This window comes from Gorillibacterium sp. sgz306347 (assembly GCF_059735245.1).
In genome coordinates this window covers 1-26099 of record NZ_JCAPET010000055.1, presented here as the reverse complement: position 1 = coordinate 26099, position 26099 = coordinate 1, and the positions used below count along the sequence as shown (strand labels likewise).

24 protein-coding genes are annotated in these 26099 nt (G+C 53.5%); 5 read left to right on the top strand and 19 right to left on the bottom strand.

Annotation, left to right across the window (positions count from 1 at the left end; all coding sequences use genetic code 11):
• Positions 1-36 precede the first annotated feature (36 nt).
• Entirely contained in the window at positions 37-264 is a 228-nt protein-coding gene (locus AC6I6H_RS20105) for a hypothetical protein (RefSeq protein ID WP_497956043.1), read from the bottom strand.
• Positions 265-616: 352 nt separating this feature from the next.
• A complete protein-coding gene (locus AC6I6H_RS20100) occupies positions 617-1276 on the bottom strand; it encodes a DUF1492 domain-containing protein (RefSeq protein ID WP_497956042.1) in 660 nt (219 codons plus the stop codon).
• A 147-nt stretch (positions 1277-1423) separates the two neighbouring features.
• On the opposite strand from AC6I6H_RS20100, the gene AC6I6H_RS20095 reads away from it, so the two are divergent.
• Entirely contained in the window at positions 1424-1867 is a 444-nt protein-coding gene (locus AC6I6H_RS20095) for a helix-turn-helix domain-containing protein (RefSeq protein WP_497956041.1), read from the top strand.
• Between the two features lie 19 nt (positions 1868-1886).
• Entirely contained in the window at positions 1887-2312 is a 426-nt protein-coding gene (locus AC6I6H_RS20090) for an ImmA/IrrE family metallo-endopeptidase (protein WP_497956038.1), read from the top strand.
• Positions 2313-2420: 108 nt separating this feature from the next.
• Here AC6I6H_RS20090 and AC6I6H_RS20085 read toward each other — a convergent pair whose 3' ends face one another.
• On the bottom strand, positions 2421-2972 hold the full coding sequence (locus tag AC6I6H_RS20085) for a hypothetical protein (RefSeq protein ID WP_497956036.1): 552 nt from the start codon (positions 2970-2972) through the stop codon (positions 2421-2423).
• A gap of 119 nt (positions 2973-3091) precedes the next feature.
• Complete coding sequence (locus AC6I6H_RS20080) at positions 3092-3976, bottom strand: LysR family transcriptional regulator (protein WP_497956034.1); 885 nt, start codon at positions 3974-3976, stop codon at positions 3092-3094.
• A gap of 114 nt (positions 3977-4090) precedes the next feature.
• On the opposite strand from AC6I6H_RS20080, the gene AC6I6H_RS20075 reads away from it, so the two are divergent.
• Together AC6I6H_RS20075 and AC6I6H_RS20070 are read left to right on the top strand one after the other, a co-directional pair.
• The gene (locus tag AC6I6H_RS20075) at positions 4091-5311 is read left to right on the top strand and encodes an MFS transporter (RefSeq protein ID WP_497956032.1); all 1221 of its coding nucleotides are present in this window, start codon (positions 4091-4093) and stop codon (positions 5309-5311) included.
• A gap of 88 nt (positions 5312-5399) precedes the next feature.
• The gene (locus tag AC6I6H_RS20070) at positions 5400-8090 is read left to right on the top strand and encodes an S-layer homology domain-containing protein (protein WP_497956030.1); all 2691 of its coding nucleotides are present in this window, start codon (positions 5400-5402) and stop codon (positions 8088-8090) included.
• 591 nt (positions 8091-8681) lie between these two features.
• Here AC6I6H_RS20070 and AC6I6H_RS20065 read toward each other — a convergent pair.
• From AC6I6H_RS20065 to AC6I6H_RS19995, 15 genes are all read right to left on the bottom strand, one after another.
• Entirely contained in the window at positions 8682-8843 is a 162-nt protein-coding gene (locus AC6I6H_RS20065) for a hypothetical protein (protein ID WP_497956028.1), read from the bottom strand.
• Positions 8844-8856: 13 nt separating this feature from the next.
• Entirely contained in the window at positions 8857-9321 is a 465-nt protein-coding gene (locus AC6I6H_RS20060) for a hypothetical protein (RefSeq protein WP_497956023.1), read from the bottom strand.
• Positions 9322-9690: 369 nt separating this feature from the next.
• Positions 9691-10041 carry a hypothetical protein gene (locus tag AC6I6H_RS20055; RefSeq protein WP_497956020.1) on the bottom strand — a complete coding sequence of 117 codons (351 nt, stop codon included), beginning with the start codon at positions 10039-10041 and terminating at the stop codon, positions 9691-9693.
• A gap of 37 nt (positions 10042-10078) precedes the next feature.
• On the bottom strand, positions 10079-10765 hold the full coding sequence (locus AC6I6H_RS20050; protein ID WP_497956018.1) for a hypothetical protein: 687 nt from the start codon (positions 10763-10765) through the stop codon (positions 10079-10081).
• Positions 10758-11636, bottom strand: a complete 879-nt coding sequence (locus AC6I6H_RS20045; RefSeq protein ID WP_497956016.1) for an ATP-binding cassette domain-containing protein — start codon at positions 11634-11636, stop codon at positions 10758-10760. Before AC6I6H_RS20045 ends, AC6I6H_RS20050 begins: the two co-directional genes overlap by 8 nt.
• A 4-nt stretch (positions 11637-11640) precedes the next feature.
• Complete coding sequence (locus tag AC6I6H_RS20040) at positions 11641-12009, bottom strand: GntR family transcriptional regulator (protein ID WP_497956013.1); 369 nt, start codon at positions 12007-12009, stop codon at positions 11641-11643.
• 224 nt (positions 12010-12233) lie between these two features.
• Positions 12234-13577, bottom strand: a complete 1344-nt coding sequence (locus AC6I6H_RS20035) for a HAMP domain-containing sensor histidine kinase (RefSeq protein ID WP_497956011.1) — start codon at positions 13575-13577, stop codon at positions 12234-12236.
• The gene (locus tag AC6I6H_RS20030; protein WP_497956009.1) at positions 13574-14254 is read right to left on the bottom strand and encodes a response regulator transcription factor; all 681 of its coding nucleotides are present in this window, start codon (positions 14252-14254) and stop codon (positions 13574-13576) included. The genes AC6I6H_RS20035 and AC6I6H_RS20030 overlap by 4 nt, the downstream gene beginning before the upstream one ends.
• Before the next feature lie 63 nt (positions 14255-14317).
• Complete coding sequence (locus AC6I6H_RS20025; protein ID WP_497956006.1) at positions 14318-16741, bottom strand: ABC transporter permease; 2424 nt, start codon at positions 16739-16741, stop codon at positions 14318-14320.
• Positions 16738-17421, bottom strand: a complete 684-nt coding sequence (locus AC6I6H_RS20020; RefSeq protein WP_497956003.1) for an ABC transporter ATP-binding protein — start codon at positions 17419-17421, stop codon at positions 16738-16740. Before AC6I6H_RS20020 ends, AC6I6H_RS20025 begins: the two co-directional genes overlap by 4 nt.
• A 78-nt stretch (positions 17422-17499) precedes the next feature.
• Positions 17500-18747, bottom strand: coding sequence for a HAMP domain-containing sensor histidine kinase (locus tag AC6I6H_RS20015; protein WP_497956000.1), 1248 nt, complete (start codon positions 18745-18747; stop codon positions 17500-17502).
• Complete coding sequence (locus AC6I6H_RS20010; RefSeq protein ID WP_497955997.1) at positions 18735-19445, bottom strand: response regulator transcription factor; 711 nt, start codon at positions 19443-19445, stop codon at positions 18735-18737. The genes AC6I6H_RS20015 and AC6I6H_RS20010 overlap by 13 nt, the downstream gene beginning before the upstream one ends.
• 101 nt (positions 19446-19546) lie before the next feature.
• The gene (nspC, locus tag AC6I6H_RS20005) at positions 19547-20689 is read right to left on the bottom strand and encodes a carboxynorspermidine decarboxylase (protein WP_497955995.1); all 1143 of its coding nucleotides are present in this window, start codon (positions 20687-20689) and stop codon (positions 19547-19549) included.
• Positions 20690-21898, bottom strand: a complete 1209-nt coding sequence (locus tag AC6I6H_RS20000) for a saccharopine dehydrogenase family protein (protein ID WP_497955993.1) — start codon at positions 21896-21898, stop codon at positions 20690-20692. It abuts the gene before it with no gap.
• Positions 21899-22221: 323 nt separating this feature from the next.
• Positions 22222-23433: a hypothetical protein gene (locus AC6I6H_RS19995; protein WP_497955991.1), complete on the bottom strand. Its 1212-nt coding sequence runs from the start codon at positions 23431-23433 to the stop codon at positions 22222-22224.
• Positions 23434-24073: 640 nt separating this feature from the next.
• Between AC6I6H_RS19995 and AC6I6H_RS19990 the strand changes: the two genes are divergently transcribed.
• A partial coding sequence (locus AC6I6H_RS19990) for a hemoblobin-interacting domain-containing protein (RefSeq protein WP_497955989.1) occupies positions 24074-26099 on the top strand: 2026 nt, incomplete at its 3' end.

Sequence of the window (26099 nt, the reverse complement as noted above, 5' to 3'; positions counted from 1 at the left end):
CGGCGGGGTACCACAGAATATGAAGTTGCGTTATTTTCAGGGTAGAATTTGTAAAAGCCTTTTTAAAGGCCAATAAGCGCTGTGGCAACCGTTAAGCCGCCCACCTTGCCCACGCACCGCAAATAATGAAAATTTAGAACTCGCTCTATTTTCAGGTTTGAGCAGGACGGCACCGATCAGAAAATATGGATAAGCATAAATCGAAAAAAGCGTCGAAGCATAAGCCGATAACGGAAGCCCCCCTTCTTTTTCACCCAGCCTCATTCTCTCGCCTAGCGCTGGAGGAGTCTCTTCAATCACTTCTATTCGTTACGGTTCTTATTCGACAAGCGATTATATGACCATGGTAACAACAGAGGAGTATGGCACAAAAAAAGTGACTCTCCATAAAAATCAGAGAGTCACTTACCAATCATTTCCTTGCCAACCAGCGAGAAAAAATGAGATCATATGTTCGTATACTTTATAGCTATCATTGTCTGTTCTTACTATCATGGTCTGTTTCTGCTACTATTTGTCCGTTCCTGATATGGTCTGTTTCTGCTACTATTTGTCCGTTCCTGCTACAGTCCGTTTCTGCTACAATTAGTTCGTGCCTGCTAACACAGTCTGTTCACTACCACTGTCCGATTCCCGCGACGCTGGCGTATTCCTTGATCGACTGGGTGCGCCAGCGGAAAAAGGTTACGCGCGACACGTTCAGCTCGTCCGCCACCTGGTCGGCCGATTTGCCGTCCACATAGCGAAGTTTAAGCAGAGTAGCGTACTGTGGCTTGTACTCTTCCAGCGCGGCCAAGGCGTTATCCACCAGTTCTTTTTCGCGCTCCAGGTCCTGAATTTCGCTCATCCGTTCGATGACGCCCTGATAACCTTCGGACAAGCCGGCCCGCGTTTCCAGCACTTTGCGAATCTTGCCTTCCAGCTCCTGCAGACGCTGCCGGTCTTCGCGGTCGTTACCGTAAAGCCCCTGAACTTCACGCAGCTGTGCTTTGGTGCCCGCCGGATAACGGATTAAATAAGCGTGGGCGGTCGTTTCCAGCTCCTGCTCCCGTTTCGTTAGATACATATAAGAAGGCATTCCGCGGAGCTGGCGGTGCAACGCCTGAAGATTGTCGTCCTGGTTGATCGCGCTGAGCCGGATTCCGTTGCCTACCGGCAGCTTCTCCAAATATTTGATCCGGCTGACGATGCGCCGGTAACCCGAGAGCTGACGGATGACCCGCTCCTGCTCCACGTCGGGGGCTGTATTCGTTTTCCGATCTTGTTCCTTTGCCATGTGGGATCTCCTTTCCAAGCTTGACGGTATTATTCTTATCATTTATACTGCACTCAGATAATAAAATTATCAGTTCGGTGCTTTTATTATATTTGATAAAATTGTTATCGTCAAGATAATATTATTATCAATAGAAGGAGACTCGTCATGAAAATCGGGAAAACAATCGCCGACTTGCGCAAGGCGAGAAATCTGACGCAGGACGAAATGGCCGACAAGCTGGGCGTCAAGCGGGCCCGTTACAACGCCTGGGAGAACAACATCTCCCGGCCGGACATTGAAATGATCGGGGCCATCGCGGAATTTCATCAAGTGAGCACCGATTATCTCCTCGGCCGCATTTCGTCGTCTCTCCAGCCGGAAGAGTCCGGCGGCGCGGAACCGGCGCTCAGCGCCCGGGAGGAGCGAGACATCGCCAAGGATCTGGAGAAAATGATCAACGACCTGGAAAGCAACGAAGCGCTCGCCTTTTACGGGGAAGCGCTGGATGAGGAAACCAAGGAGCTGATGCGCATTTCGCTCGAAAACTCGATGCGCCTTGCCAAACAATTGGCCAAACAGAAATTCGCTCCCCGCAAATACCGTTCCTGACACCGGAGGGGATCGTCTCATGCCCATTTACACGACCAAAGAAATCGTCGAACGGCTGATTCGAAAGCACGGAACCCGCAACCCCTATGAGATTGCAGCCCAGAAGCAGATTCCGGTCCTGTTCGAACCGCTCGGCGAAACGCTTGGGTATTTCAGCACCTACAAGCGGATCGCCATCATTCACATCAACAACGCCATCAGCGAAAGCTGGCAGCGGTACGTCTGCTCGCACGAGCTCGGCCACGGCATTCTGCACCCGAAAATCAACACGCCGTTTCTCAAGAAAAACACGCTTTATCCCGTCGAAAGAATGGAGCGGGAAGCAAATGAATTTGCCGTTTTCCTGATGACCGGGAACGAATCGCCGCAGCCCGGCGAGCCGCTGGAGCAATTTTTGCTCCGCCATCACGTTCCGCCGGAAATGCACCGGTATTATCGGACGTAGCCCTTTATGTGGTTTTGCTTGCTCAGAAAAAAGACGCTATCTCCGGAACCGTTCCGGAAGACAGCGTCTTTTGGTATGCCATGTCTTGAACGGCTATGCGGCCGCCGCTTATTTTTTGTTCAGGAATTCTTCCAACTGGCTCTTCTCAAGCCTTCTGAGATCCACATCTTTTTGCATCTTCCAGTAAGATTGCCAGGCTGCGCTTGCCTGCATGTGGTCAATATTTCCTCCGCCGAATAGCCATTGCAGAGTCGCGAACATTTGCTGTTCCGTCCGTCCGATTTCATCCGTTAACGTCTTCAAGCTTTGCTCCGCGTAGGTGCGCTCGCTTGGCGTCAAGGGACGGTCGGCCGGCAGCTTGACGGTTCCGATTGTTATAAAAGAAGGAGTTGTGGCAGAGGAAGGCTTTTGCAGATAAATCCGGTCGTTCTTCGTCTCCAGCTTCATTCCCGCGATGTCAGCCATCTTGCGCACCGGCAAATAAGTGCGGCCCTCCACGTAAATCGCTTTCTCCGCCAAAGCCTGGTTATCCAGATAGACGGTCGTCTCCGATTTGATCGTTTTTCCGACAAGAGATTGCACCGCGGCCAACGCCTCTCCCGACATTGCCACGCCAACGCCCAACACAACGCCAAGCACCAGATATGAAGCTTTCTTCAAAACCTGCCCGCCTCCCTAAATTCTGCCACCATTTTCCCCAGTATATCAAGGATGGGACGAGCCGCCCACCGTCCAAGGACGCATTTTGTCCGAATGCCCCGTCAATTGCCGGATTTCGACTAACGGTCCGTTTCCGCAAACAGGGTCAGAAATGCTTCGGCCGCCCTGGAAAGACGGCTGTTTTCCCTCCAGACAAGGCGGGTTCGCAAATGGATCGGATCTCCTTCAATCTCATGCACGGAAAAAGAATCGGATGGAAACAGCCGGATCACGGAAAGCGGCAGAAACGTCATCCCGAACCCGGCCTTGACGAGATTCAGCAAAATGATCGTGTCGTTGCATTCGCACAGGATGTGCGGAGCAAGCTGCCTGCGGGCAAACTCCTGCACAATAGCGCCGTACATGCTCCACCCCCGCGAGGGTCGCAGCATCAAGAGCGGCCGGTCGGCCACCTCGAGCAAGGAGACGGTATGCGCCAGCTCCAGCCCCCACTGTTTGGGCACCGCCAAGCGAAACGGCTCTGTCCGCAGAATCTTTTCCGAAACATTGGACCATTGACCGGCTCCATGGGTGAGAGCCACTTCAATCCTCCGGCTCTCCAGCATCTCCCGCAATCGCTCCGCATGCCCCTCCTGCACGCGGAACTTCAGTAGCGGATTCCGCTCGCGGAGCACCGCCAGCTTTTCCAGCATCAGCGGCGCGCAGTACAGCGTGGCACCGACGGCTAGCGTGCCCTTCTGCTCCTGACCGAGCTCCTTCATCTCGGCAACGGTCTCCTCGAAATGATGAACCAGTTCCATCGCCTTGTGCAGAAACTGCTCGCCTTCCCTAGTGATCGTCAGGGCGTTCCGCTTCCGTTCAAACAAAAGGACGCCCAGTTCCTCCTCCATTTGCTTCAACATCTGGCTGAGCGGAGGCTGCGCCATGTTCAGCCGCTTGGCTGCGGCCGTAATCTGCCCTTCTTCCGCGATGGCAATAAAATATCGAAGCTGACGGATATCCATTTTCCCTCCACCATATATGTAATATGTCTTCTGATTATACCATACAGATATTTTTCATATGGGCCAAGTCCCGCTATAATGCAAAAGACAATGACTATGAAAGGATTCTACCTCATGAATCGACCTCTGTGGACACGCAATTTTCTGATCAGCTGCTTGAGTATTTTTCTGATCTATGTTTGTTTCTATGCTCTGGTTCCGACACTGCCGCTTTATGCAGCCGAAAAGTACCATTCCACCGATACACAAATCGGCCTGATTCTAACGATCTTTACCGTCGCCGCCATGGCGGCGCGCCCGCTGTCCGGTCTTTGGATGGAGCGCTTGGGGCACAAAACGTTCCTGCTGCTCGCGTCCGCGCTTTTTATGGTGTGCAGCTTTGCTTATTTGGGGGCCGCCAGTTTTCCGCTTCTGTTGGCGCTTCGGGCTGTGCAGGGTTTTTCGTTCGGACTTGCTTCCTCCGTAACCGGCACTGTGGCGGCGGCGTCGCTCCCCAAAGAGCGGATGGGCGAGGGACTCGGCTATTACGGCATGTTTATGAGCATGGCGATGGTAATCGGCCCTTTTCTCGGCTTGACCCTGCATCAGCATGCCTCTTCCGCCGTACTGTTTGCTCTGCTTGGCGTTCTCGCGCTTGCGTGTACGGCCGGAGCGGCGCTGTTGAAGCCGGAGGCTCCGCAGCTTGACTCGCAAACGGCTCCCGAAAACGGCGATTTCAGCGGACTGCATCGTTTTATCGAAACATCCGCGATTCCGATCGCCTTATGTGGTCTGCTGTTGGCGTTTGCCTACGGAGGAATTTCCGGATTTGTTTCCCTGTATGGAAACGAATTGGGCGCCGCTTCGGTAACGCCTTACTTTTTTGCCGTGTACGCCTTGATGGTTGTGCTGCCGCGGCCTTTCCTCGGTAAACTGCTTGACCGCAAAGGACCGCACACGCTTCTCTACACCGGGGTTGCTGTATTTGCGGCAGGTTTGTTTTGGCTGAGCAGCGCCCAATCTTCTTTGGCATACCTTGCTTCGGCCGGTGTGTTGGGCCTGGGATACGGCGCTCTATTCCCCACGTTTCAAACGTTGGCGGTTCGCCATGCCCCAACCCGGCGCAAAGGCTATGCCACCTCAACCTTTTTGCTCTTTTACGACGCGGGCATTGCGGTTGGCTCCCTGCTCCTCGGGCATGCAGCGGGCAAATCCGGCTATGCCTCCATCTATCTGGACTCCGCCTTTGTTGTCCTGCTGATTGCCGTTTTGTACGCCATATTTTCCTCAGTCGGCTCCAAAGGGAAGGAGCGTCCCGATGCTTTCCATTCTCCTCATCCGGGAGCAAAAAGGTAACGTAGGCTTTCCCTTGCTCTGCTCCTGGCGGGTTCTGTAAAATAGACCTATTGCTAGATTGTGGAATAGGGAAGGAGAACTGATGGGCTTGATTCGAATTCGAAACATGCTGAAGCTTTCTTTTGCAGCCGTTCTGATTGCCGCCGTTCTGGCAACTCCGTTTGCCGCAACCGCGGCATCTAAAGTGACGTCTCACTGGGCGGCGAGGATTGCAGACCAATGGGTCAAAAAGGGGTGGCTGGCGGAAAAGAACGTGAACCCAACCTACCTTAACTCCCCGACAACAAGGCTGGAGTGGGTAACCTTCGTCAACACCGCTCTTTCGCTGGACAAATCCAATCATTTATCCGGCCCGTTTTTCAGTGATTTTCCCGACCGTGACGTAGAAGTTGGGGTGGCTATCAGTTACGGTTACATTGAGGGGTTCTTCGACGGGACGTTTCGGCCGAACCGGCCGGTTTCCCGGGAGGAAGCCGCCGTTATGCTGGCCAAACTGTTTCAGTTGCCCGGCAAACCAAATTTGGCGGACGGGTTTCGGGATGCTCTGAAAATGGCACCTTGGAGCAAAAATGCCATTGGAGCGGTAAGTGAACAGCAAATTATGAACGGCTTTCAAGGAGACTTTCGTCCCAAAGGGACCTTAACCCATGCGGAAGCCATTGCCATGCTTGATAATGTCCTGCGCAAGCCTTATTTGGAGTACAACACTCCCGGTACATACGGTTCCGAGGAAAGAACCAACCGAATTCCTAAAAGTATCCGGATTACCGGACCCGATATCGTCCTGCAAAACCTTACCGTCAACGGTGATCTTGAGATTAACGAATCCGTTGATTCAGGCACGATTCAATTGATGAATACGGATGTGACCGGAACCGTTACCGTGCGAGGCGGGAGCACGATCCATTTTCATGACAGCAAAATCGATCGAGTTGTTCAGCAACGGAAAAACGCCAAACTTGTTCTGGGGACCAAAACACGGATTCGAGAGGTCAGCGTTGTCAATCCGACTGAAATTGAAGCCTCGTCCGACAGCTTCATTCAAGCGTTGATACTGCAAACAGCCTCTCGTGTAACCGGAGCGGGTACCATTCAAAGCGTCACGATCAATTCAGAAGGCGTGGTGCTTGAAAAACCGGCCGAGGCCCTGTTTGCAGGGCGAAACGTCCCCCCTTTGGCCACCGTTACCATAGGGGAAAACACAATTCCCATCGGAAATTTTCCTTATTCAACAGACTCGCTTCCACCTTCGGACCTGACGTTCCCCGACAGAGTGCCGCTCCGTGGAGACCCTGACGGACCGATATTGTCAGGGGCCGAATCACCCCATACCATCGCAGCCGGGGATTCCCTAACGGTGGAGAGCAACCGTGCAGGGATGCTTTTCATGCTTCCGGCTTCCGTGGCCACCCTGGACCCGCAAGTAATGGAGGATAGCATCAAGCAGGGAAAAGGAAAAAGCTGGCCGATTGAAGCGAATACTGCGCTGAGCATTCCCACCGATTGGACAGAAGCTGGTCCATGGAGCCTTCTTGTAGTGGATCAGAAGGGGCTCGTCTCTGCCGAACGGATGCTTATGATCGAGTCGCCCCAATTGGTTTACCAAACCTACGGAGTAACCTTCAATAATGAAATCCGACTTATGTTCAATCGAACAGTAGCATTTACGGCAACGGATCTTGCCGCATTTAAAGAGAAGATCCGTTTTTCGAAAGATGGCGGTGCCTCTTTCAAACCGCTTGACCCCAGAGATCAGGTTTTTCTTACAGGTCCGCAAATCGTCATTCAGTTTCATGAGGAATTCATCGGCACCCGAAATGTCTTGCGGTTGGAACCCGACTCCTTAAAAGACAGCCGGGGAACGGTTCTCGAAAAGGAATTGCGGATTGGACCGATTTCAGCAGGCGTTAATTTGGAGCTGCTTTCGGAAAAAAATCTAAAAGCAGGAGCCATAATCCGGTTTCAAGCGGATCAGCCTGTACCCGTTTATTTGCTTCCTTTGAGGGAAGTGGCACAACCGGACCATTGGGAGGAATTGATTGCCGCCGGGAAAGGATTGCGGTACACCGTACCGGCGAACAAGGTTAATCAGCCGCATCAACTGGATACCAAAGGACTTCCCGACGGTACTTATACTTTGCTAGCATACGGAGGAGAAACGATCCATGTGTATGTAAATGTTAAACCTGGGCTCTCCAGCATGCCGGTCTTTTCGGATCAAGCCGGAACCGACAAGGACACGATTACGTTTCGGGACCAAAAAGAAGGCGACATCATACGAATTTACCGGGAACCGGGTGGTTTGCTGCTGGCAAACGGTACCGTGAGCCGGGGAGAAACGGACCTTACCGTTCCGCTGCCCCTAACCGATCGTCAAGTCTTGTACATCACCGTACAAACGACCGGCATGGCAGAAAGCGATCCCGTTGGCCTCGTGACAATAGGCAACGCGCCGCCTACAGCCAAAGTAACAAAACCTTGGGCTCTAACTGCCGAAATCCAATCGCTTAGCCTCCTTCCATACCAAATAGCCGATGATCGTGATCCTTTTGACAATTTGCGTTACATCTCCGCCGTTCCGCAAAAAGAAGGCGCTCTGTTCTGTGAAATCAAAGAGACGAATTCTCGGGTGTCTGGAACCGGCAACGTATTAAAACTACAGTACCTGCTCATCCGAAAAATATATGGAGCCCCGAAGGGCCCTGTTCCGGTGGATGTGAAAATCACCGACAGTGCGGGGAACGAAATAACGGTGACCATAACGGTCGACATCCAGTAAGCCTTCTCCACTCAACCACAAAAAGCCGGCCAGCGCCCTTTGTCGGGACGCCAGCCGGCTTCTTCATTTAATATTGGTAACAGTGAAGCAAACCAATCGCCCTCCCCCAAACCTCGTCAAAGAAAGCAACAACTTCGTTCCCCTAAGCATTCGGATTACTGCTCCGGACGTTGTTCTGCAAGGCATAACCTTTGAAGGTGACCTGGTGATAGACGAAGCCGCCGGTTCAAGCAAAATTCAGTTGGTCAAATTCGGATGTAGAAAGAGCCCTCTCGTGCACGGCGGGAGTATTCTCCGATTGAACACCAGCTATACGGAACAACTTGTTTTGCAACAGAAAAACACTCATGCAAAAATCCATTCCAATAAGCTGAAATATTGTTGTATGATAAGGATAATCATGTACCTTCAGGGAAGCGCCGTTGACCTGGGCATTGGCCTATTTTTGAGGCACTTTTCTTTAATACTCTCCGATTTGGGATCTCATCATTCTCGGGCAGTTATTGTTAATTGTACTTAGTTCGGGAAATTTGATTTACAAGCAGACGATTTAGGGGGAAATGGGTTGAGCCCCCAATAAAAAAGGCTCGCCTATTGGCGAACCTTGACAGCAGATCGAATCAACTTCAATTTAGCTAAAGCATCGCTTACCATTTTGTCACGCTGGGGATTGGTGCCGGGCATCGATTGCTTAACGTAATGACCGCCTGCATATCGACGAACAGCATCATCAAGACTCATCGTCTTTTTCATGATCAATCACCTCTTAGGATAAGTATATCATAATTAGTCGTTTGGCGACAGTATCATCGATAACCATGAGGCCACCACCACAGTGTTCAGCACCAATTTTTCTCATGTAGTAAGTCATGAGTCTATTATGGGTCTTGGATTTAAATGCAACGGCACCTTCAAGCCTAAGATCCATGCTGCGTTTGCAAGCGAATGCTAACAAATGTTCACCTATTAGATCAAACACCTTACGACCATAAGGTATGCTTTCAATAAGATGAACCCAAACATGATCCGCCCTAGGCTCAAGAGCTATTACCCCTTGTATCTCATCATTGCCACGGACAACCATCTTATATACTTCAACACCACGATGGCGAAAATATACTGTCCAATCGAACGCTTTGATCCAATCCTGCATCTGGTCTTTTATGTCATATGGCTGCAACGCAAGAAACGAAACAGGATATTTCTCCCCGCTCTGGATATGTAGTAACACGCATCCACCTCCCGCTATATAGATTAACATATATGGATTATTCTGTCCGCCAGCTCGTCGTTTGTTTTGCTTGTTCCAAGCATCTTCAGCTTCGCTCCTTCAGTGGGAATTTCTTTTCGAACGAGTTATAACAAAGCACCCGATGTATCAAAAATAACATCCCTCTCGATTATTTTCCTCTGCCCTATCCGGCAGATCCCGCAGCCTCCCCATCCTAGACGATGCTTAATCTTTGGCGGAGATCTGGACGGACCGCTCTTGTCCGGATTGGAGTCGCCTAAAACAATCAGGGCAGGAGAAATCCGTGACCGTGCAAAGCAGCCGAGCCGGAGCGCTTTATATGCTCCTGTTTTGGTGGCCTCCATGGATTTAGAAGCGATGCAAACCCGTGTGGCGCAAGGAAAATGAAAACGTTGGCCGATAAGCGCAAAGACTCCGTTGACCGTTTTCGCCGATTGGTCGGAACCCGGAGGCGTTGTATCCTGTGAAATCAAACAGGTAGATCACCTTGCTGCCTTCCGGGGAGGTGGCAAAAATGCAAGCCTTGCTCATTCGAACAAGATACGGAGCCCCGAAGGGCCCTGTTCCGGTGGATGTGAAAATCGCCGACAGCGCGGGGAACGAAAAAACGGTGACGATAATGATCGTGATCCGCCTTCTCCACTCAACCACAAAAAGCCGGCCAGCGCCCTTTGTCGGGACGCCAGCCGGCTTCTTCATTGACGGGAACTTGCTTCAGCAGGTGTAAAGCTCGGAATTATTGAGCGGTTCTCCGGCTGACAAACCACCAGCCGCCGCCCAGAAAAACAACGCTCAGTAGGAGGGCCAGCCCCACTCCTACAACAAGCGAATCATTGAACAACAGCGTGAGGAAAAAGTCCCCCACATGGGGCCGGAGCGACGGGACGGAGGTGCCGACGGAAATCCCTGCGATCAGGAGCACCCACAATACCCAACCCAACGCATGCTGCAGTCCGGCGAACAGCAGGGTAAGCAGCGAGAGCAGCAGAAGATAGGCCGCAAATTGATAAAGCAGCATCCCCGCATCGCCGAACTGCTCCCAATGGAAAACTTCCATGAGATTGATTACGCCCTGATAATCGCGTATAAATTGTATGTCCACTTTCAGCCATACCGTATTCAGAAGAGCCATCGCCGCAGCCCACACCACGTAAACCGAAAGGACGGCGAGATAAAACTCGCTTCGTTTGGCACCCAAGTGAATGGCCTTTTTGAAAAAGCCCAACTGCAGGACAATGCCGATAAAAAACAGGACGAGCAGAAGAAGATTACCAAGCGAGATCTGGGTATTATCACTGTTTTCGATCGACACGCTGACGATAAAATTAACCACTCCCGAAACCACCAGTGCGCCTATCGTAATCAAAATATACAACCGAAGCTGAAGCCAGGACGCTTTCCAGAGAGCCTTGTATTTAGCCAACGTACTCGCCCCTTTCGATCAGGTATGCAAAAAATTTCTGCAGCGGCAACCCTTCAACGGCAATGCCGGCTCGTTCGGCCCGTGCCCGGTCTTCGGGCCCCAGGGTGTCGTAGACCGCTGCCAGCGAACCGTTGCCGTAGCCTTCCCGGTACAAAATCCGCTTGCCGGCCAGATAGGGCTCCAGCGCATCGTTCGGACCGCGAAGCAGATAGGATTTGGCCCGGATTGCCTCCACTTCCTCCTGCAGCAGAATGCTGCCTTCTTCAATGATCGAAACGATCTCCACCACCGGCGCGATCTCGTCGATGAGATGCGTGGACAGCAGGATCGTGCGCGGCTGCTCCGCATAGTCCTCCAGCAGCACCCGGTAAAACCGTTCGCGCATCAGCACGTCCAGCCCCAGCACCGGCTCATCAAAAACGGTGAGCGGCGCACGGCTTGCGATGCCGATAATGTTGCCGACCATCGATTCCATGCCGCGCGACAGCTGGCGGATTTTTTTATGCGGCGCAAGCTTGAAGGTTTTGAGCAGTTCATTGGCCGTTTCCCAATCCCAGCCGGGGTAAAACGCGGACGCCAACCGCAGTGTCTCCAAGACTGTGGCGTTGCGGAAAAAAGCGTTCTTCTCCCGGACATAACACATGCCGGCCGGGGACTCGCCGCGTCCCAGTCTGCGGCCGTTGTACGCAATGCTCCCCGAATCGGCGAACAAGCCGCCGGCGATCAAATTGAGGAGCGTGGTCTTGCCCGCCCCGTTGCGCCCAAGAAGACCGTAAAGGGTATTCTCCTCCAGCTTCAGGTCCAAACTGCGGACCGCTTCGTGTTTCCCGTAGCTTTTGTTCAGGTTTGCGCATTCCAATACCGTTGCCATTCGTTCATCCCCTTTTTCCGCGGCGCAGCATCTCCATGATGTCGTCCACCGTTAATTCCAGTTTCTCGGCCTCCGTCAGCAGCTTGACCACAAGCTCGTCATAAAACCGTTCCCTGCGCTTCTCCAAAATTCGATTTCTTGCCCCCTTCGCAACGTACATGCCCAAGCCTCTCTTCTTGTACACAATCCCCTCGTTTACCAACAGGGCCATCCCCTTCACCACCGTCGCCGGATTGATCTCAAAAAGCTTGGAAAACTGGGCGGTGGACATAATTTGATCTTCCTCCGAGTAGGTGCCGTTCAGAATGTCGTCTTCAACCAACTCGGCCACTTGCTGAAAAATCGGCTTTCCGTCATCAAACGGCAGTCCCACCTCAATCACCCTATCGGTATGTTAGTCATGTAACATACTATAATGGTCCACACTCTCCTTGTCAATATATAAAAAACCGGAGCGGGTCCGCTCCGGTAAAGGCATTGCTCAGTAATGCTTTGCATCGTCATTTTAACCTTGCTTGTTTGCCCTGCTTGCCTTGTTTGCATTGTTTTGCTTAGCTTTTCTTTGCCATGGTATCCAACAAGAATGCTTTGAAACAATCAGGCTTTTGAAGGGCGTGGCTCTTCCCGCGGGAGCCAAACGGTAAAAGCGGCCCCGCTGCCCGGACGGCTTTCCACGTCTACCGTTCCCTGGCAAAGCTCCGCCACCTTCTTGACGATGGCCAGTCCGAGGCCGTTTCCTTCGCCGGTCCGGGAAGGCTCCTCCTGATAAAAGGCCTCGAAAATACGGCTTTTTGCCTCTTCCGCTATGCCCGGCCCCTGATCGGTGATCCGTACGCGGATTCCGGCATCGCCGCTTTCCAAAACGACGCCGATCACGCCGCCTGCCGGGGAAAACTTGACGGCATTGCCGAGCAAATTGATCCATATCTGCTGCATCAATTCCTCCGGTCCGGTATAGAAAACCTCGGGAAGCTCCAGATCAAAATCGATTTCCTTCTCGGCCCATTCATTTTCCAAGAGGAGAATCGATTTGCGAAGCTGCTCGTCCAGTTGGAACGTCGACGCCCCTTCGGGAATGGACTGGTTCTCCAGCCGCGAAAGGCGGAGAATATTATCGGTCAGCCGGCTCAACCGGTCCGTCTCTTCAATGATCACGTCGGTGTATTCCTCAAAATCGGCTGGAGAGAGCGTTTTGGACTTGAGTAAACGGGTAAACCCCTGAATGGAGGAAATCGGCGTCTTGAATTCATGCGAAACGCTGCTGACAAAATCCTTCCGCAAATATTCGTTGCGGTTCAGCTCCGCCGCCATCAAATTAAAATGATGGGTCAAACGGCCGATTTCGTCCCGGCTCCGGTTTTTCACCCGCACGTCGAAATTGCCTTTTGCCACCTCTTGAGCCGCCTGGGTCAGTTTCTTGACGGGCCGGGTAATCCGGTTGACGGCAAAAAGCATCATCAGCGCCCCCAGTCCCGCGCAGATCCCCAGCGTCATGACCACCAGATTGCTCAAGGCGCGGTTAACGGGACCCGTGAAGGAGTCCAAAAGCACATACTGTCCGCGAAGCTTGACCAGCACGGCCGGAACCACCGAGCGCTTGCCTTTCGCCTTTTCGACCAGCACGCTCTCGCCAGCCTCCAGCTTCATTTCCTCCTCGCCGCCGATTACCGCCGGAATCTGCTCCAGGCGGTCGTATATCCCCGGCGTATAAGACGATTTGGAGTGCAGCGAAACAAGCTCCTCAAGACTTAAGTCGGTTTTGTCCGTCAGCAATTGGAGGGAATGGGCTTTGGTCAGCAGGCCCGACTCGATATCCCGCAAAATATGGCTGAAGTAAAAGTTGACGACAATGTGAAAGGAAAACAGGCAGGACGCCAGCAAAATGCCGATAAAAATCAGCACAAATTTCAGGCGGATGGATTTCAGGCCGAAGGTTTTCATCCCGGTTCCCGCTTTTCCGCTTTATAGCCCAGATTCCGTACCGTCACAATCCGGAACTCCTCCAGCCCGTCAATTTTTTCGCGCAGCCGTTTGATGTGCACGTCCACCGTTCGCTCCTCCGCCTCCGAATCCGGCCCCCAAATTTCATCCATCAGCTGCCGGCGGGTGAAAATTTTTTTGGGATAGCTGAGCAGCTTGAACAAAAGATAAAATTCCTTCTTCGGAAGCTCCAGCGTCGTATCGGGGGTGATGAGCGAAAGCGAATCGTAATCGAGCGTTACCCTGCCGATGCTGAGCCGGCGTTCGGCCGTGATCTGGGCTCTCCGGAGCAAGGCCGCCACGCGAAGCAGCATTTCGTTCATGTCCACCGGCTTCACCATATAATCGTCGGTTCCCGCGCCAAAGCCTCTTTTTTTGTCCTCAAACGTTTCCTTCGCCGTCACCATAAGAATCGGAAATTGAAAGCGCGACTCCCTCAGCAGACTTGTCAGTTCATAACCGTCCATTCCCGGCATCATAATATCGCTGATCATCAGGTCGATGTGGCGGCTTTCCAATAACGAAAGCGCCTCTTGGCCTCCGCCCGCCTGGAGCACGGAATAGCCGTCGCCCGTAAGATAGGCGGTCATCAGCTTGCGAAGGTTTTTGTCGTCTTCCACGAGCAGAATGGTGTTCATCTTGCGCCTCCCGGGATTCCTTTGCAGTCAGTATACCATGCGCAGATGAACCCAGGATGAACATTAAAGGGAATGGATTACTTCGACGATTCCCGTCCGTTTGATCCGTTTGAGCGGCCCGATGACGGACAAGAAGGTGACACAGACGGCGGCAGCCAAAAGGAGCAGCAGCTGGTCGGCCGGAACGGACCAGGGGATCGCAAAGCTTGACAGCATACCGGTGATCATCGCTTTTTGCAGCATCACCCCGGCAATCGATCCGATCACAAATCCGGCAAACACATACGTCGCCGCTTCTGTGACGACCATCCGGCTCAGCTGTCCGCCGGACATGCCGACCGCCCGCAGCACGCCGATGTAATTTTGCTTGGCGATGACGCTGGTGTTCATCGTGTTGGCGATGTTCAGGATACTGATCAGCGCGATCACCGCCACAAACCCGTAAATAAAGACCGCCGCCGTCAGAAACGTCTGATTGGCCTCATCGTTGGCCTGCCTCGCGTCCAGAAAGGAGAGCTTTTCCGAAGCAGCCATCTGCTTGACCGTCTGAATGGCCCGCTCTTCTCCTTTGCCCGTCAGGTGCAGATTGACCGTCTGATAATTCTGCTCACCGGCCAGTTTTGCAAACATCGTTTCGGTTGTCACGAATGCGGTCAGGTTCGGATTCGGGTCGTTGAACGGCACTGTACGGAGAATCCCCGCAATTTGGACCGTCCGGGCCCCGTTCGCCGTATGGATTATCACCGGATCGCCCAGCTCGAACTCAGCGGTTCCCACCGTGCGGTTGGACCGCGGACTTTTGGCGATGGCAATCACGCCGTTGCTCCCGTTTAATTCCTCTTCGGATAAAGTGCCTTTTAGCAGGTCCGTTTCAGCCCAATTCAGCTGATTCCGGTCATAGGAAATGAGCAGCGATTTCTCGCCGGGAACAAACGTGCCGTCTGAACCGGTTTGAAGCTCGCCCGCTTGGCCGCGATACCAGTCCGTCAGGCGATCGGCGGAAAAGGAAACGTCCAGATGAGCGACTTTTCGGCCGTAAACCCGTTTCACCCCTTCCGTACCGCGCAGCTTTTCCACCAGGCCGTCGTCTATTCCACCGTTTGCCGCAAGAGTGACATCGGGGGAATACGGTTTTGTTGTTTTCAGGGAGGCATGGAGAAAATCCACAAACACCTGAAAGCCGAGAAACAGGACAATGCTGATCGCGACGGAGCAGGACATCAAAAGCAGGCTTTTCTTTTTCGAAACGGCGCTGCCGATGCCCATGGCAAGCTCGATGCGCAGCCATTTGGCAAGCAGGCCGCGCTTTTTTTTCTTCGTCGGAGCCGCATCGCGCTGGCCTGTAACGGCTACGATCGGCGGGATGCCGGCCGCCTTTCGCGCAGGGAGCAACGAAGCGGCAAAAACCGTCAGAAACCCGATAACGGCACCGGCGGCGATTCCCGCCGCGCTGAAACGAAACAGCGGAATCTCGCCGAACAATTCCCGGTTGTTGTATTTCAGAATGGCCGCACACAGAACCGCCAGGCCCATGCCTGCGAGCAGCCCCAGCGGAATGGCGCGCACGGCAATCAAGCGGCCTTCCTGCCGGACCAGCCGGCGGATCTGGTCCCGGGAGGCGCCGATACAGCGGAGCAGCCCGAAATGCTTGACGCGGTCCATGACGGATATGTGGAACGTGTTGTAGATCATGACGATCCCGGCGACCAGCACGATGGTAAACAAGATCGCGCCAACGGTATAGAGACTCGTCACCATGTCGGATTCGCCCTGGCCGATCACAGCCAGCAGTTTGCCGTTTGTTCCGAGACGCAGCTCCGGGATGGAAAGCGCGGCCTGAAGGTCCTGCCGCAGCTTGGCAACGGCGACCCCGTCCTTCGCCTGAATCAGGAATAGGCTTGCTTTTTCCGCCGGAACGGATAATGCCTCCTGCATGGACAGGAGAGCGACGGGAATCCCGGCTTGTTTGGTGTTCGCCTGGTCATTTATTATGCCGCTGACGGTGTAGTCTTTTTCGTCTAGCCCCGGAAGGGCCAGCCGAATGGTGTCTCCCGTCCCGGCGTTCAGGTATAGCCGCTCGGAGGCCCATTTCTCAATGATCACTTCGCCGGGCTGGTCCGGATAGGAGCCTTCTTCCAGCCGCATGTTCATGTCGGGCGCGAAATTCTCGTCCACGGCAAGCAGCTGGACCGTTCTGCTATTTGCCGCTCCGGCTGAAGCAAACTGAACCCAGCGGCCGGCGTTTTTCACTTCAATTCGGGCCGAGATGGCGTTTCGCTCCGCATCGGACGCTTCGTTCAGCGTCAAATGGTAGTTTCCCGTATCGCGGATCATCTGCGTTTTCTCGAAAACCAGGAACGTCTCCAGCATCGAGAAAATGCCGGTCACAAGCGCTACGGCAAGCGCCACGCTGAAGACGGCGAGCCTTGTCTTTTTCCGGTGTACGTTCATGTACCGCGTGGTCAAGCTACGATAGCTCTTCATCATGACCGTTCGCCCCCCAATTCGGTCACGACGCCGTCCTGAACATTCAGCACCCGGTCCGCATAAGACGCGTACTCCGGGTTATGCGTGATCATGATCAAGGTCTGATTGAAGCGCTCCACCGATAGCTTGAGAAGGTTGATGACCTCCCGGCTGTTGCGGCTGTCCAGGTTGCCTGTCGGCTCGTCCGCCAGGATGACGGCCGGCCTGGAGGCCAGCGCCCGGCCGATGGCCACGCGCTGCTGCTGCCCGCCGGAAAGCTGATTCGGCAGATGATGCTTGCGTTCCTCCAGTCCGAGGACGTCCAACAGGTTGTCCAAATGCCGTTTGTCCGGCTTTTGGTAATCCAGTAAAATCGGCAGGCAGATATTCTCTTCCACATTCAGCTCCGGCACGAGATTAAACGCCTGAAAAATAAAACCGATGTTGCGCCGCCGAAAGATGGACAGCTCCTTTTCCTTCATAGCATAAAGATCGCGGCCGTCCAAAAACACTTTTCCCGATGTCGGCAGGTCAAGCGCGCCCAGCAGGTTCAGCAAGGTGCTTTTTCCTGAGCCGGACGGCCCGATGATGGAAACAAACTCTCCTTTGCTTACTGTAAAAGACGCATCCTTTAGCGCCTCCACCTTGGCTTCTTTGTGGCCGTAGCTTTTATGCAAATGCTCCACTCGCAATAATTCCATTACGTTTTCCTCCCAGCGTCTGCTCCGCCCTTTTGCCGCAGTATACCAGCCCGAGCTTACGGGACGGTGAAAGCGCGCTTACAATTCTGTAAGCTTGGGCAGCCGGAAGGTAAAGCAGGCGCCTTCTCCCCTTCGGCTTTCGGCCGACAGGTGCCCGCCGTGCAGGCCCGCTATGGTTTGGGCAAGCGCCAGCCCGATTCCCGCCCCCTGCTTCTGCTGCGAGAACCGGCTGCGATAAAATGGCTTGAACACCTGATGAATGTCTTCCGGCGCAATGCCTTCTCCATCGTCCCGCACGGCAAGGTAGACCAGAAGCGGCGTCTCGGTTAACCGGACCTCGATATTCCCCCCGCGGCTCGTATGGTCCACCGCATTTTTGATCACGTTGCTGACAGCCTCCAAAAGCCATTCCGGGTCGCACTCGTATTCCAGGCTCTCGTCTCCGGTCACGACCAGCTTTTTCCCCTCTTGCCGGATTCGGGTCTCAAAGCTGGCGGCCGCCTGCAGGACAAGCGTTTCCAGCGAATGTTTCTTTTTGCGCAGCTCAATAAAGCCGGCATCCAGTTTGGCCAGCTTCAGCAAATTGGCGACAAGCGACTCGATGCGCTTCTGCTCGTTTTCGCTCTTGACCAAAAAACGGCCGATGACGTCGGGATTCGTGGGTTCGTTTTTCATGATGTCGGTATACAAAATCAAAGCCGCCAACGGCGTCTTCAGTTGATGGGAGATGTTTGCAATCAGGTCCTTCAGAAAAACGCGGCTTTGTTTTTCTTTCTCGATGTGCGTTTGCAGGGAGGCGGCAAGCTGGTTGACGGCCGACGCCAGGCGGGAAAGACAGTCTTCGCCTTCATCCTCCAAGCGGGTTTGGCCGCTGCCCGTCCGAATCGCCTGCACCTGCGTCTGGAGCCGGTCCAGCCTCCGGTTATGGGACTTCCAAGCCCGCCAGGCAAGCCAGACGGCGGTTGCGCCAAGAAGCACCGCCGCCGCGAGCCGCCCGAATGCGTCGGAACGCGACAACGCGCGTGCGTCCGGCACAAAATCCAGCCTGGCGCCGGTACCGTACCCGTAAGGGCGGAGAAGCGCCTCCCCGCGTTTCCGGTCCAACTCCGTCTTCTCGTTTGTAAACACGGCGGGCAGTTCCCCGGCAAGCTCCGGGTACCGCTCCTGCAAGACGCCCGCCAGCCGGAAATCATGCTCGACAATCACCCGCTTGAGCGCTTGCGCTTGCTGGTAACTCATCACTTGCGACACAATCAGCCCTAAGATGAAAAGCAGCAGGATACCGGCGATTCCCCGCTTTGCTTCCGGATTTCTCAGCGTGTCCATGTTTCATCTCCCTGCCGGTCAGCGTTCCAGCGATACCCCATTCCCCGGACCGTGGTTAGAAAAACGGGGTGCTTCGGGTCGTCCTCCAGCTTGTCGCGCAGCCGGCTGACGTACACGGCAAGCGTGTTGTCGTCGATATAGCTTTCGCGGCTGTCCCAGAGCTTTTGCATCAGCTGCTCCTTGGAGAGCAGGATGCCGGGGTTTTGCATAAACGCGCACAGCAAGCGGTATTCGGCGCCCGTCAAATCAAGCTCGGCTCCTTCCTTCCATACGCGGCCTTCCAGCAGCTTGACCGTAACCCCGTTCCCGCTCAGCTCGGAGTCCCGTTCGTTCAGCGTCCCCGCTCTCCTTAACGCGGCGTTGATCCGCGAAATCAGCTCATTCAGCCGAAACGGCTTCGTAATGTAATCGTCTCCGCCCAAGTCCAGCCCCATGACCACCTGCACTTCTTCATCTGAAGCGGTCAAAAACACAATCGGGATTTTGGAGCTTTTTCGAACCGTCCGGCAAAAATCGTAGCCGCTGCCGTCGGGAAGCATAACGTCGAGCAGCAAAAGATCAAAATGCTCCGACCGGAAGCGTTCCGCGGCTTCCCGTACCGTCCGCGCTCCCGTTACTTCAAACCCGTGGCGGGTCAGCGAAAACTCCAGCCCTTCGATCAAGCTTAAATCGTCTTCCACCATCAGCAGCTTCGGCATTGTTTTCCTCCGATGTCCTTTTCCGGTTAATTCCTCTGTTTTTGATTATACCAAAAAGACGCCCTCCGCAAGGAAGACGTCTTTTTGGTCGATGCTGCGAATCAGGACAAGCGGGAGCTGTAATCCTCGTAGCCGAACTGGCGGACGACCTTGATCCCGTCTTTCTCGTTGTAGGTCGCGATGGACGGCAGATTGACACCGTTAAACATGTGGTTTTTGACCATCGTGTAGTGGGCCATATCCGTGAAAACAACCTTGTCGCCAGGCTTCAGCGGCTCCGGGAAGGAGTAATCGCCGATCACGTCGCCGGCCAGGCAGGTCATGCCGCCCAAGCGGTAGGTGTGCGGATTTTCGCCCGGATTTCCGGCTTCGATAATCCCCGGCCGGTACGGCATTTCCAGGACGTCCGGCATGTGGCACGTAGCCGAGGTGTCGAGAATCGCGATCGGCATGCCGTTGTGGACGATATCGAGCACGGTCGTCACCAGATAACCGGTGTTGAGCGCGATGGCCTCGCCCGGCTCCAGGTAAATCTCAACGTTGTAGGTTTCCTTCAGATGGTTGATGACCTTGACCAGCTTGTCGAGGTCGTAATCCGGACGGGTAATGTGATGGCCTCCGCCCAGATTCAGCCATTTCATCTTGTGCAGGTATTCGCCGAACTTCTCTTCGACCTTCTCGACGACGCGCTCCAGGGTATCGGAGTTTTGCTCGCACAAGGTATGGAAGTGCAGACCGTCGATGCCCTCCAGCTCTTCCGCCCGGAAGTTGGCCAGCGTGACGCCGAGGCGCGAGTTGGTGTAGCAGGGATCGTAAAGCGGCGTCTCGATTTCCGAATACTCGGGGTTTACCCGAATGCCGCATTCGATCGGTTTCGGATTCGCTTTTACGCGGTCCTTGAACTTGTTCCATTGGTCGAACGAGTTGAACACAATGTGATCGCTGTAGGCCATGATCTCGTCAAACTCGCGGTCCGCATAAGCGGGTGCATAAGCATGCACTTCTTTGCCCATTTTCTCGTACCCGAGACGGGCTTCGAACAGCGAGCTGGACGTGACGCCATACAGGTATTTGCCAACCAGCGGAAAGACGGAGAACATCGAGAAACCTTTCAGGGCCAGCAAAATTTTGGCGCCGGTCCGTTCCTGCACCGAATTCAGCACCTGCAGGTTTTTCTCCAGAAGACGTTCATCCACGATGTAGCAGGGCGACGGCAGCGCGGCAAAATCGATGTCCCGGCTCATTTACTTCACCTCGTCCAGCAGAACGGGCGAGAAGTCTTCCTTCCAGGGAAGCCCCTGCTTGTTCAGCTCTTCCATGAACGGGTCCGGATCAAACTCTTCCACGTTGTAAACGCCCGGCTTGTTCCAGATCCCTTTCAGGATCATCATGGCGCCGATCATCGCGGGTACGCCGGTCGTATAGGAAATCGCCTGCGAACCGACCTCGGCATAGCACTCCTGGTGGTCGCAAACGTTGTACACATAATAGGTCTTCGGCTTGCCGTCCTTGACGCCCTGGATAATGCAGCCGATATTCGTTTTGCCTTTCGTTCTCGGTCCGAGCGATGCCGGATCGGGCAAAACGGCTTGCAGGAATTGGAGCGGAATAATTTCCTTGCCCTCGAATTGAATCGGCTCGATCGAGGTCATGCCGACATTCTGAAGCACGCGCAGGTGGTTCAGGTAGTTGTCGGAGAAGGTCATCCAGAAGCGGATGCGCTTCACGCCCTTGATGTTGACGGCGAGGGATTCCAGCTCCTCGTGGTACAGCAGGTAAATATTTTTCGGGCCGATTTCCGGAAGATCGTACACTTTCTTCTCGGACAGCGGCGGCGTTTCAATCCATTCGCCATTCTCGTAGTAGCGTCCGTTCGCCGTAATTTCGCGGATGTTGATCTCCGGATTGAAATTGGTGGCAAACGGGTAACCGTGATCGCCGGCGTTGGCGTCGACGATGTCAATCGTATGAATCTCATCAAAATGATGCTTCTGGGCGTAAGCCGTAAACACACCCGTTACCCCAGGATCAAAGCCGCTCCCGAGGAGCGCGGTTATGCCCGCTTTTTCGAACTTTTCCCGGTAAGCCCATTGCCACTTGTATTCGAACTTCGGCGTATCCGGCGGTTCGTAGTTGGCGGTATCCACGTAATGCACGCCCGTCGCCAGGCAGGCATCCATAATGGTCAAGTCCTGATAAGGGAGCGCGACATTAATCACGACATCCGGTCCGAAGCTTTTGATCAGGTCAATGACCTCATCCGTATTGTCAGCGTTAAGCTGAGCCGTCTGGATCTTCGTACGGCCTCCGTCCAATTTATTTTTGAGGGCTTCGCATTTCGCAAGCGTACGGCTTGCAATGCAAATCTCCTCGAAAACATCCGGATTCTGGCAACATTTGTGGACCACGACACTGGACACACCGCCAGCTCCAATAATCAAAGCTTTTCCCAAAATTGCATAACCTCCAAGTCCTGTCAGGATTTTTTGCAGACAAGCATGATTATACTGAAAAGTCCGCGAAATATCAAATAAATCGTAAAAAAAAGGCGCCAGCTGTAAATAATACGAGAATTCTTCATGAATTCTCCATATCCCGTTAATATCCTTCATAATCCGCCGTTTTTGACGGTTTCGGCCCCCTACATCCCCCTAGCGGACCCCAGCGCTCCGTTGCTGGTCAAGCGTCCCGTTTGCTCGCCCTAGGCGCCGCTTTCTTTAATTGAAGAAGGCCCCCGGGGCGGAGAGTTCAGCCGACAGAGCCGAAAAAGACAGGATCAATAAATCCGGATTCGTTCTTCGCGGTCCGTTGCGCTTTTCACCTTTTTGACGGTGTGGATGATTCCTCCATGCGTCCAGACATCCTCGGTCAGGCCTTGCACGGCTCCAGGGTACACGGCTGCCGTCCCGTCCTGCGTCAGGAAGCGGTAATTCCCCCAAACGGCGTAAGAAGTATACGGCACGGTGAATTTCCCTGTACGGGTTTTCGGCATGGCGATGGAGGTTACGCGTTTGACGGAAATGCCAGCCGCTTTGATTCCGCCGAACTTGGCAACGTAAATTTTTTTATGATTGACCTGAAAGGTAATCGCCAGGTCGCCGTCGGACACTTTGTAATATGCTTTGCAGCCTCTAATGGGAACACCGGGTTTGCAGATTTCAGAAAAATCATAGTAGAACGCCTGCTCCCGCTTCCCTTCTCCTTCGGCAAGCCCATGCTTCGGCACCGCGCGAAAAAACGGAAACCATCCCGTTCCCTGGGTTCCGCTGTACGTGGCGAAGCCCGCTTCCGCAATACCGCTGCCGTTCTGGTCGAAGCCGGTGTACAGGTAAGCGGCCTCCCCGTTGGCCGCGCCTTTCCCGGCGGCGTACGCCGGCAGAATAATCTCGTCCGCGGCCGCTCCCGTGTAGGTAAGCCCGGGCTTGCTTGCCGGGGAAGCGAACCGGTGGAAGGCGCCGGTGCTCCAGCCGTTTGGCGCCGCCTTTTGCGCAAGTGCAGCGGATAAAACGGGACTTGTCCCGGAGGGCGGCTTAACGGCTTGGGGTGCAGGCTCGGGACTGCCCTGCGGGGCAGTTATACCGGGATCGCCGCCGATATGGCCGTTCGATTTGCGGACCGTCCGTCCGAAACGGCTCCGCACCTCCCCCTCATTGGAGCTGAAGGCCGAAACCAGATCGCCGCTGCCGTCAAAGCTTAGCAGGATCACCTCGGCCCGGCTCAGGTTGTTCAGGTCGGCTGCTCGGCGGGCTTCAAGCGCCGGGTTCTTCTCCGCCGTTGAAACGTACCGCTCCTTTAGTTGAAAGGACGTCTTCCCAATGCGCGAAACAGGGAGGTTTTCTTCCACCTCCTGCCGGACGGCTTCCCGGCGGATAAAATCATATTCTTCTTTTGCCGGCGCAGCGGTTCGGTCCTTCGCCGTGGCGGGTCCCGGACCGGCGGCCATGGCAACCAAAGCCGCCATGATGCACGCGGCCGTTGTTTTACGCAAGCGGTTGTCCTCCTTTTTAATGTGAAGAAAACGAAACTGTTCTCATTTCTTCCTATAATATAGACTCTCTTTTCACGTTCGGTTTTTCTTAACGCGTCTAGCGCCTCATCCACGAAGGTTGTTTCCTCTTGGACATCCCCGTGCTTCGCTCATCTTTCCTTTTGCATCTGTTCTCTTGGTAAAAAGGCGTGCGCATGGGGGAACAAGCGAACGATGACGGGGAATGGCGATGCAAATTCAATAGGTGCAAAGCGATTCTTATTTCCAATGCCTATCAGCTTCTATCTCGAAATAACAACATATACGCACTTAATTCCGAGGAAAGGAGCGATAAACGGAGAAAATCGAAGAAATAATTGCTTCTGCGTATCTATTTGATTGAAAATAGCGAATAACAGTGCAATTAGATGCTTTTTTACACTTCCTGTTCGTTCCTCACCGTATGCAAAAACCTCTGAATGTTGGAAATCCGGTTACACCGCTCTTTCATTCGATTTTCTAACATTATGACAAAGATGAATAAGCTCCGACAAGACGTTTCGAGGATCTTCCTTCTTTTTCGACAAATTGTTCAGAATTTGTTCAGAGGCATTTATTAGAATAGGAGAGGACTAAATTTTGCAGAGGAGTGAATAACATCATGAAACGAAAGAAAGGTTTGCTGCTGCTGTTGGCTTTCTTGCTGACTTTCGCCAGCGGAACCTCCCTGCCGCTCATCGGTGCGGGGAAAGCGGAGGCGGATTCGGCCGCCGATTGGTACGAGCTTTCGCACAACGGTTTAAGCAAAAACGCCAGTCAAGCCCAAATTGAAGTTTTTGGTGACACCGTTTATGTTGCTTACGTCGACCACAACAACGGCGATAAGGCAACGGTTATGGTAAAAAACGGAACATCCTCCGACTGGTCGCTTTTGGGCGGTACAACCGTATCGGAAGGTCCGGCCGGTTCTTTTGCGTTTGCAATTAACCAGAATGAGATTTACGCCGCGTACCAGGATCTTGATAACGGGGGAAACCTCGTTGTAAAAAATTTTGTCGGCGGGAGTTGGCTGGACACGAGTTTCGGGCTGAGTGCCGGCTCCGTTTCCGCCATTGATCTGAAGGTTTTTAAAATGTACTCCATCCAATATCCGGTTGTTGTATTCAACAGCAGTTCGTATGACAACATGACGGTTGCGATGAACCGGAGCGGGAGTTGGAAGGAAGTGGGCGATCCTATCCTCGTCACGAGCAGCTTTGATGGAGCGATTCGGCATGATCTTGCCCTCAACATTGGTTCCGATCCACAAGTGCTTATTGAAACAAATGAGGGATCGGAGATTTATTATTTCGACTCCTCGGAGAACGGCGGTTGGATTCGAGTTCCCTTTCCACAAACAAACGGCTCCATGGATCTTGACTATCAGAATGATATAAAGCTTGCTTACAGCGACAATGAAAATCACGAAATTTATGTCTCCCGTTTTGATCGCGACACTTCTACCTGGTTGACCTTTGGCGGTGAAGAGTCCGTTTCCGGCATTCCTGCTTATATGCCAAAAATCACCATGTCCGGATCCGGCACCAAGCCTTTTGTTTCGTATATAGAGGAAGCCACAAATGAAATTAAGGTAAAGCAGCTTAATACGGCAACCCAACAATGGAACGCAACCGGCAGTTCCATGATCGGTCGGGTAGATCCCGCTAACCCCGATTATTCGTTGTACGTAGAAGTCGTATCTGGTAATCCTCATCCTTACGTTGCTTACATTGATCAGCAGCATGCACTGCATGTAGTCAGGTACTATGAAGCCATTCCGGCTCCGATGTTAACTGCGGATGAAACGGATAATGTAGAAGGAAATGAAATCACCCTTGGGTATAACAGTAACAGTTCATGGAAAAGTCAAATTTTCGAAATCACCGTAAACGGAACTCCTGTGCTTTTAACTGACGTAAACTTAGGGGATTCGGAAATCTCTTTTAACCCCGGGCTCTTAAGAGCCGGTCCAAATGTAATTGTCATAAAATCTAATGGGTACACCAATGCCCAGCTTACACAAACGGTAACATCAAATTTACTCACGCCACCCGTACTGAACGCGGACACCACCGCCAATCACACGGCTGCTTCTATTGAACTGACGTTTACTGATGACGCGGCATGGCGAGAGGCGTTCACCGGCGTAATGGTTAATGGCAGCCCGCTTCAAACTGACTCTTATACGTTTGAAGCCGGTAAACTGACCATTCATGCAGGCATCCTGCCGCAAGGGCTTAACACAATTACGGTCCAGGCAACCGGCTACAGCGACGCGGTTGTGAACCAAAACGTCTATGTGCCCAGCACCAACGTCAAGCTGGAAGCCCTTTTTCTCGGCACTGAGCCGCTGATGCTGGAACCGGATAAAACCGAATACACTGCCTCGGTTCCTTACCCCGTGGATTCGATTACCGTAACACCGCATGCCCCATTTTTGTTTCAAACCATTACTGTAGAGGGCAATACGGTACTTAGCGGCCATGCAAGCGACGCCATCACGCTGCCGGTCGGCATAACGGACATCACGGTTGTCGTCACCGCCGAAGACGGCATCACTACCGGTACGTATACGATTTCCGTTACCCGTGCCGGCGCGCCGGCGCCCGTATTGAATGCCGACACCACCGCCAATAATACGGCTACGC

Coding starts and splice junctions, on each gene's coding strand:
- AC6I6H_RS20105 (WP_497956043.1), bottom strand. CDS start 264: ATGAGGCTGGGTGAAAAAGAAGGGGGGCTTCCGTTATCGGCTTATGCT.
- AC6I6H_RS20100 (WP_497956042.1), bottom strand. CDS start 1,276: ATGGCAAAGGAACAAGATCGGAAAACGAATACAGCCCCCGACGTGGAG.
- AC6I6H_RS20095 (WP_497956041.1), top strand. CDS start 1,424: ATGAAAATCGGGAAAACAATCGCCGACTTGCGCAAGGCGAGAAATCTG.
- AC6I6H_RS20090 (WP_497956038.1), top strand. CDS start 1,887: ATGCCCATTTACACGACCAAAGAAATCGTCGAACGGCTGATTCGAAAG.
- AC6I6H_RS20080 (WP_497956034.1), bottom strand. CDS start 3,976: ATGGATATCCGTCAGCTTCGATATTTTATTGCCATCGCGGAAGAAGGG.
- AC6I6H_RS20075 (WP_497956032.1), top strand. CDS start 4,091: ATGAATCGACCTCTGTGGACACGCAATTTTCTGATCAGCTGCTTGAGT.
- AC6I6H_RS20065 (WP_497956028.1), bottom strand. CDS start 8,843: ATGAAAAAGACGATGAGTCTTGATGATGCTGTTCGTCGATATGCAGGC.
- AC6I6H_RS20055 (WP_497956020.1), bottom strand. CDS start 10,041: ATGAAGAAGCCGGCTGGCGTCCCGACAAAGGGCGCTGGCCGGCTTTTT.
- AC6I6H_RS20045 (WP_497956016.1), bottom strand. CDS start 11,636: ATGGCAACGGTATTGGAATGCGCAAACCTGAACAAAAGCTACGGGAAA.
- AC6I6H_RS20035 (WP_497956011.1), bottom strand. CDS start 13,577: ATGAAAACCTTCGGCCTGAAATCCATCCGCCTGAAATTTGTGCTGATT.
- AC6I6H_RS20030 (WP_497956009.1), bottom strand. CDS start 14,254: ATGAACACCATTCTGCTCGTGGAAGACGACAAAAACCTTCGCAAGCTG.
- AC6I6H_RS20025 (WP_497956006.1), bottom strand. CDS start 16,741: ATGATGAAGAGCTATCGTAGCTTGACCACGCGGTACATGAACGTACAC.
- AC6I6H_RS20020 (WP_497956003.1), bottom strand. CDS start 17,421: ATGGAATTATTGCGAGTGGAGCATTTGCATAAAAGCTACGGCCACAAA.
- AC6I6H_RS20015 (WP_497956000.1), bottom strand. CDS start 18,747: ATGGACACGCTGAGAAATCCGGAAGCAAAGCGGGGAATCGCCGGTATC.
- AC6I6H_RS20010 (WP_497955997.1), bottom strand. CDS start 19,445: ATGCCGAAGCTGCTGATGGTGGAAGACGATTTAAGCTTGATCGAAGGG.
- nspC (WP_497955995.1), bottom strand. CDS start 20,689: ATGAGCCGGGACATCGATTTTGCCGCGCTGCCGTCGCCCTGCTACATC.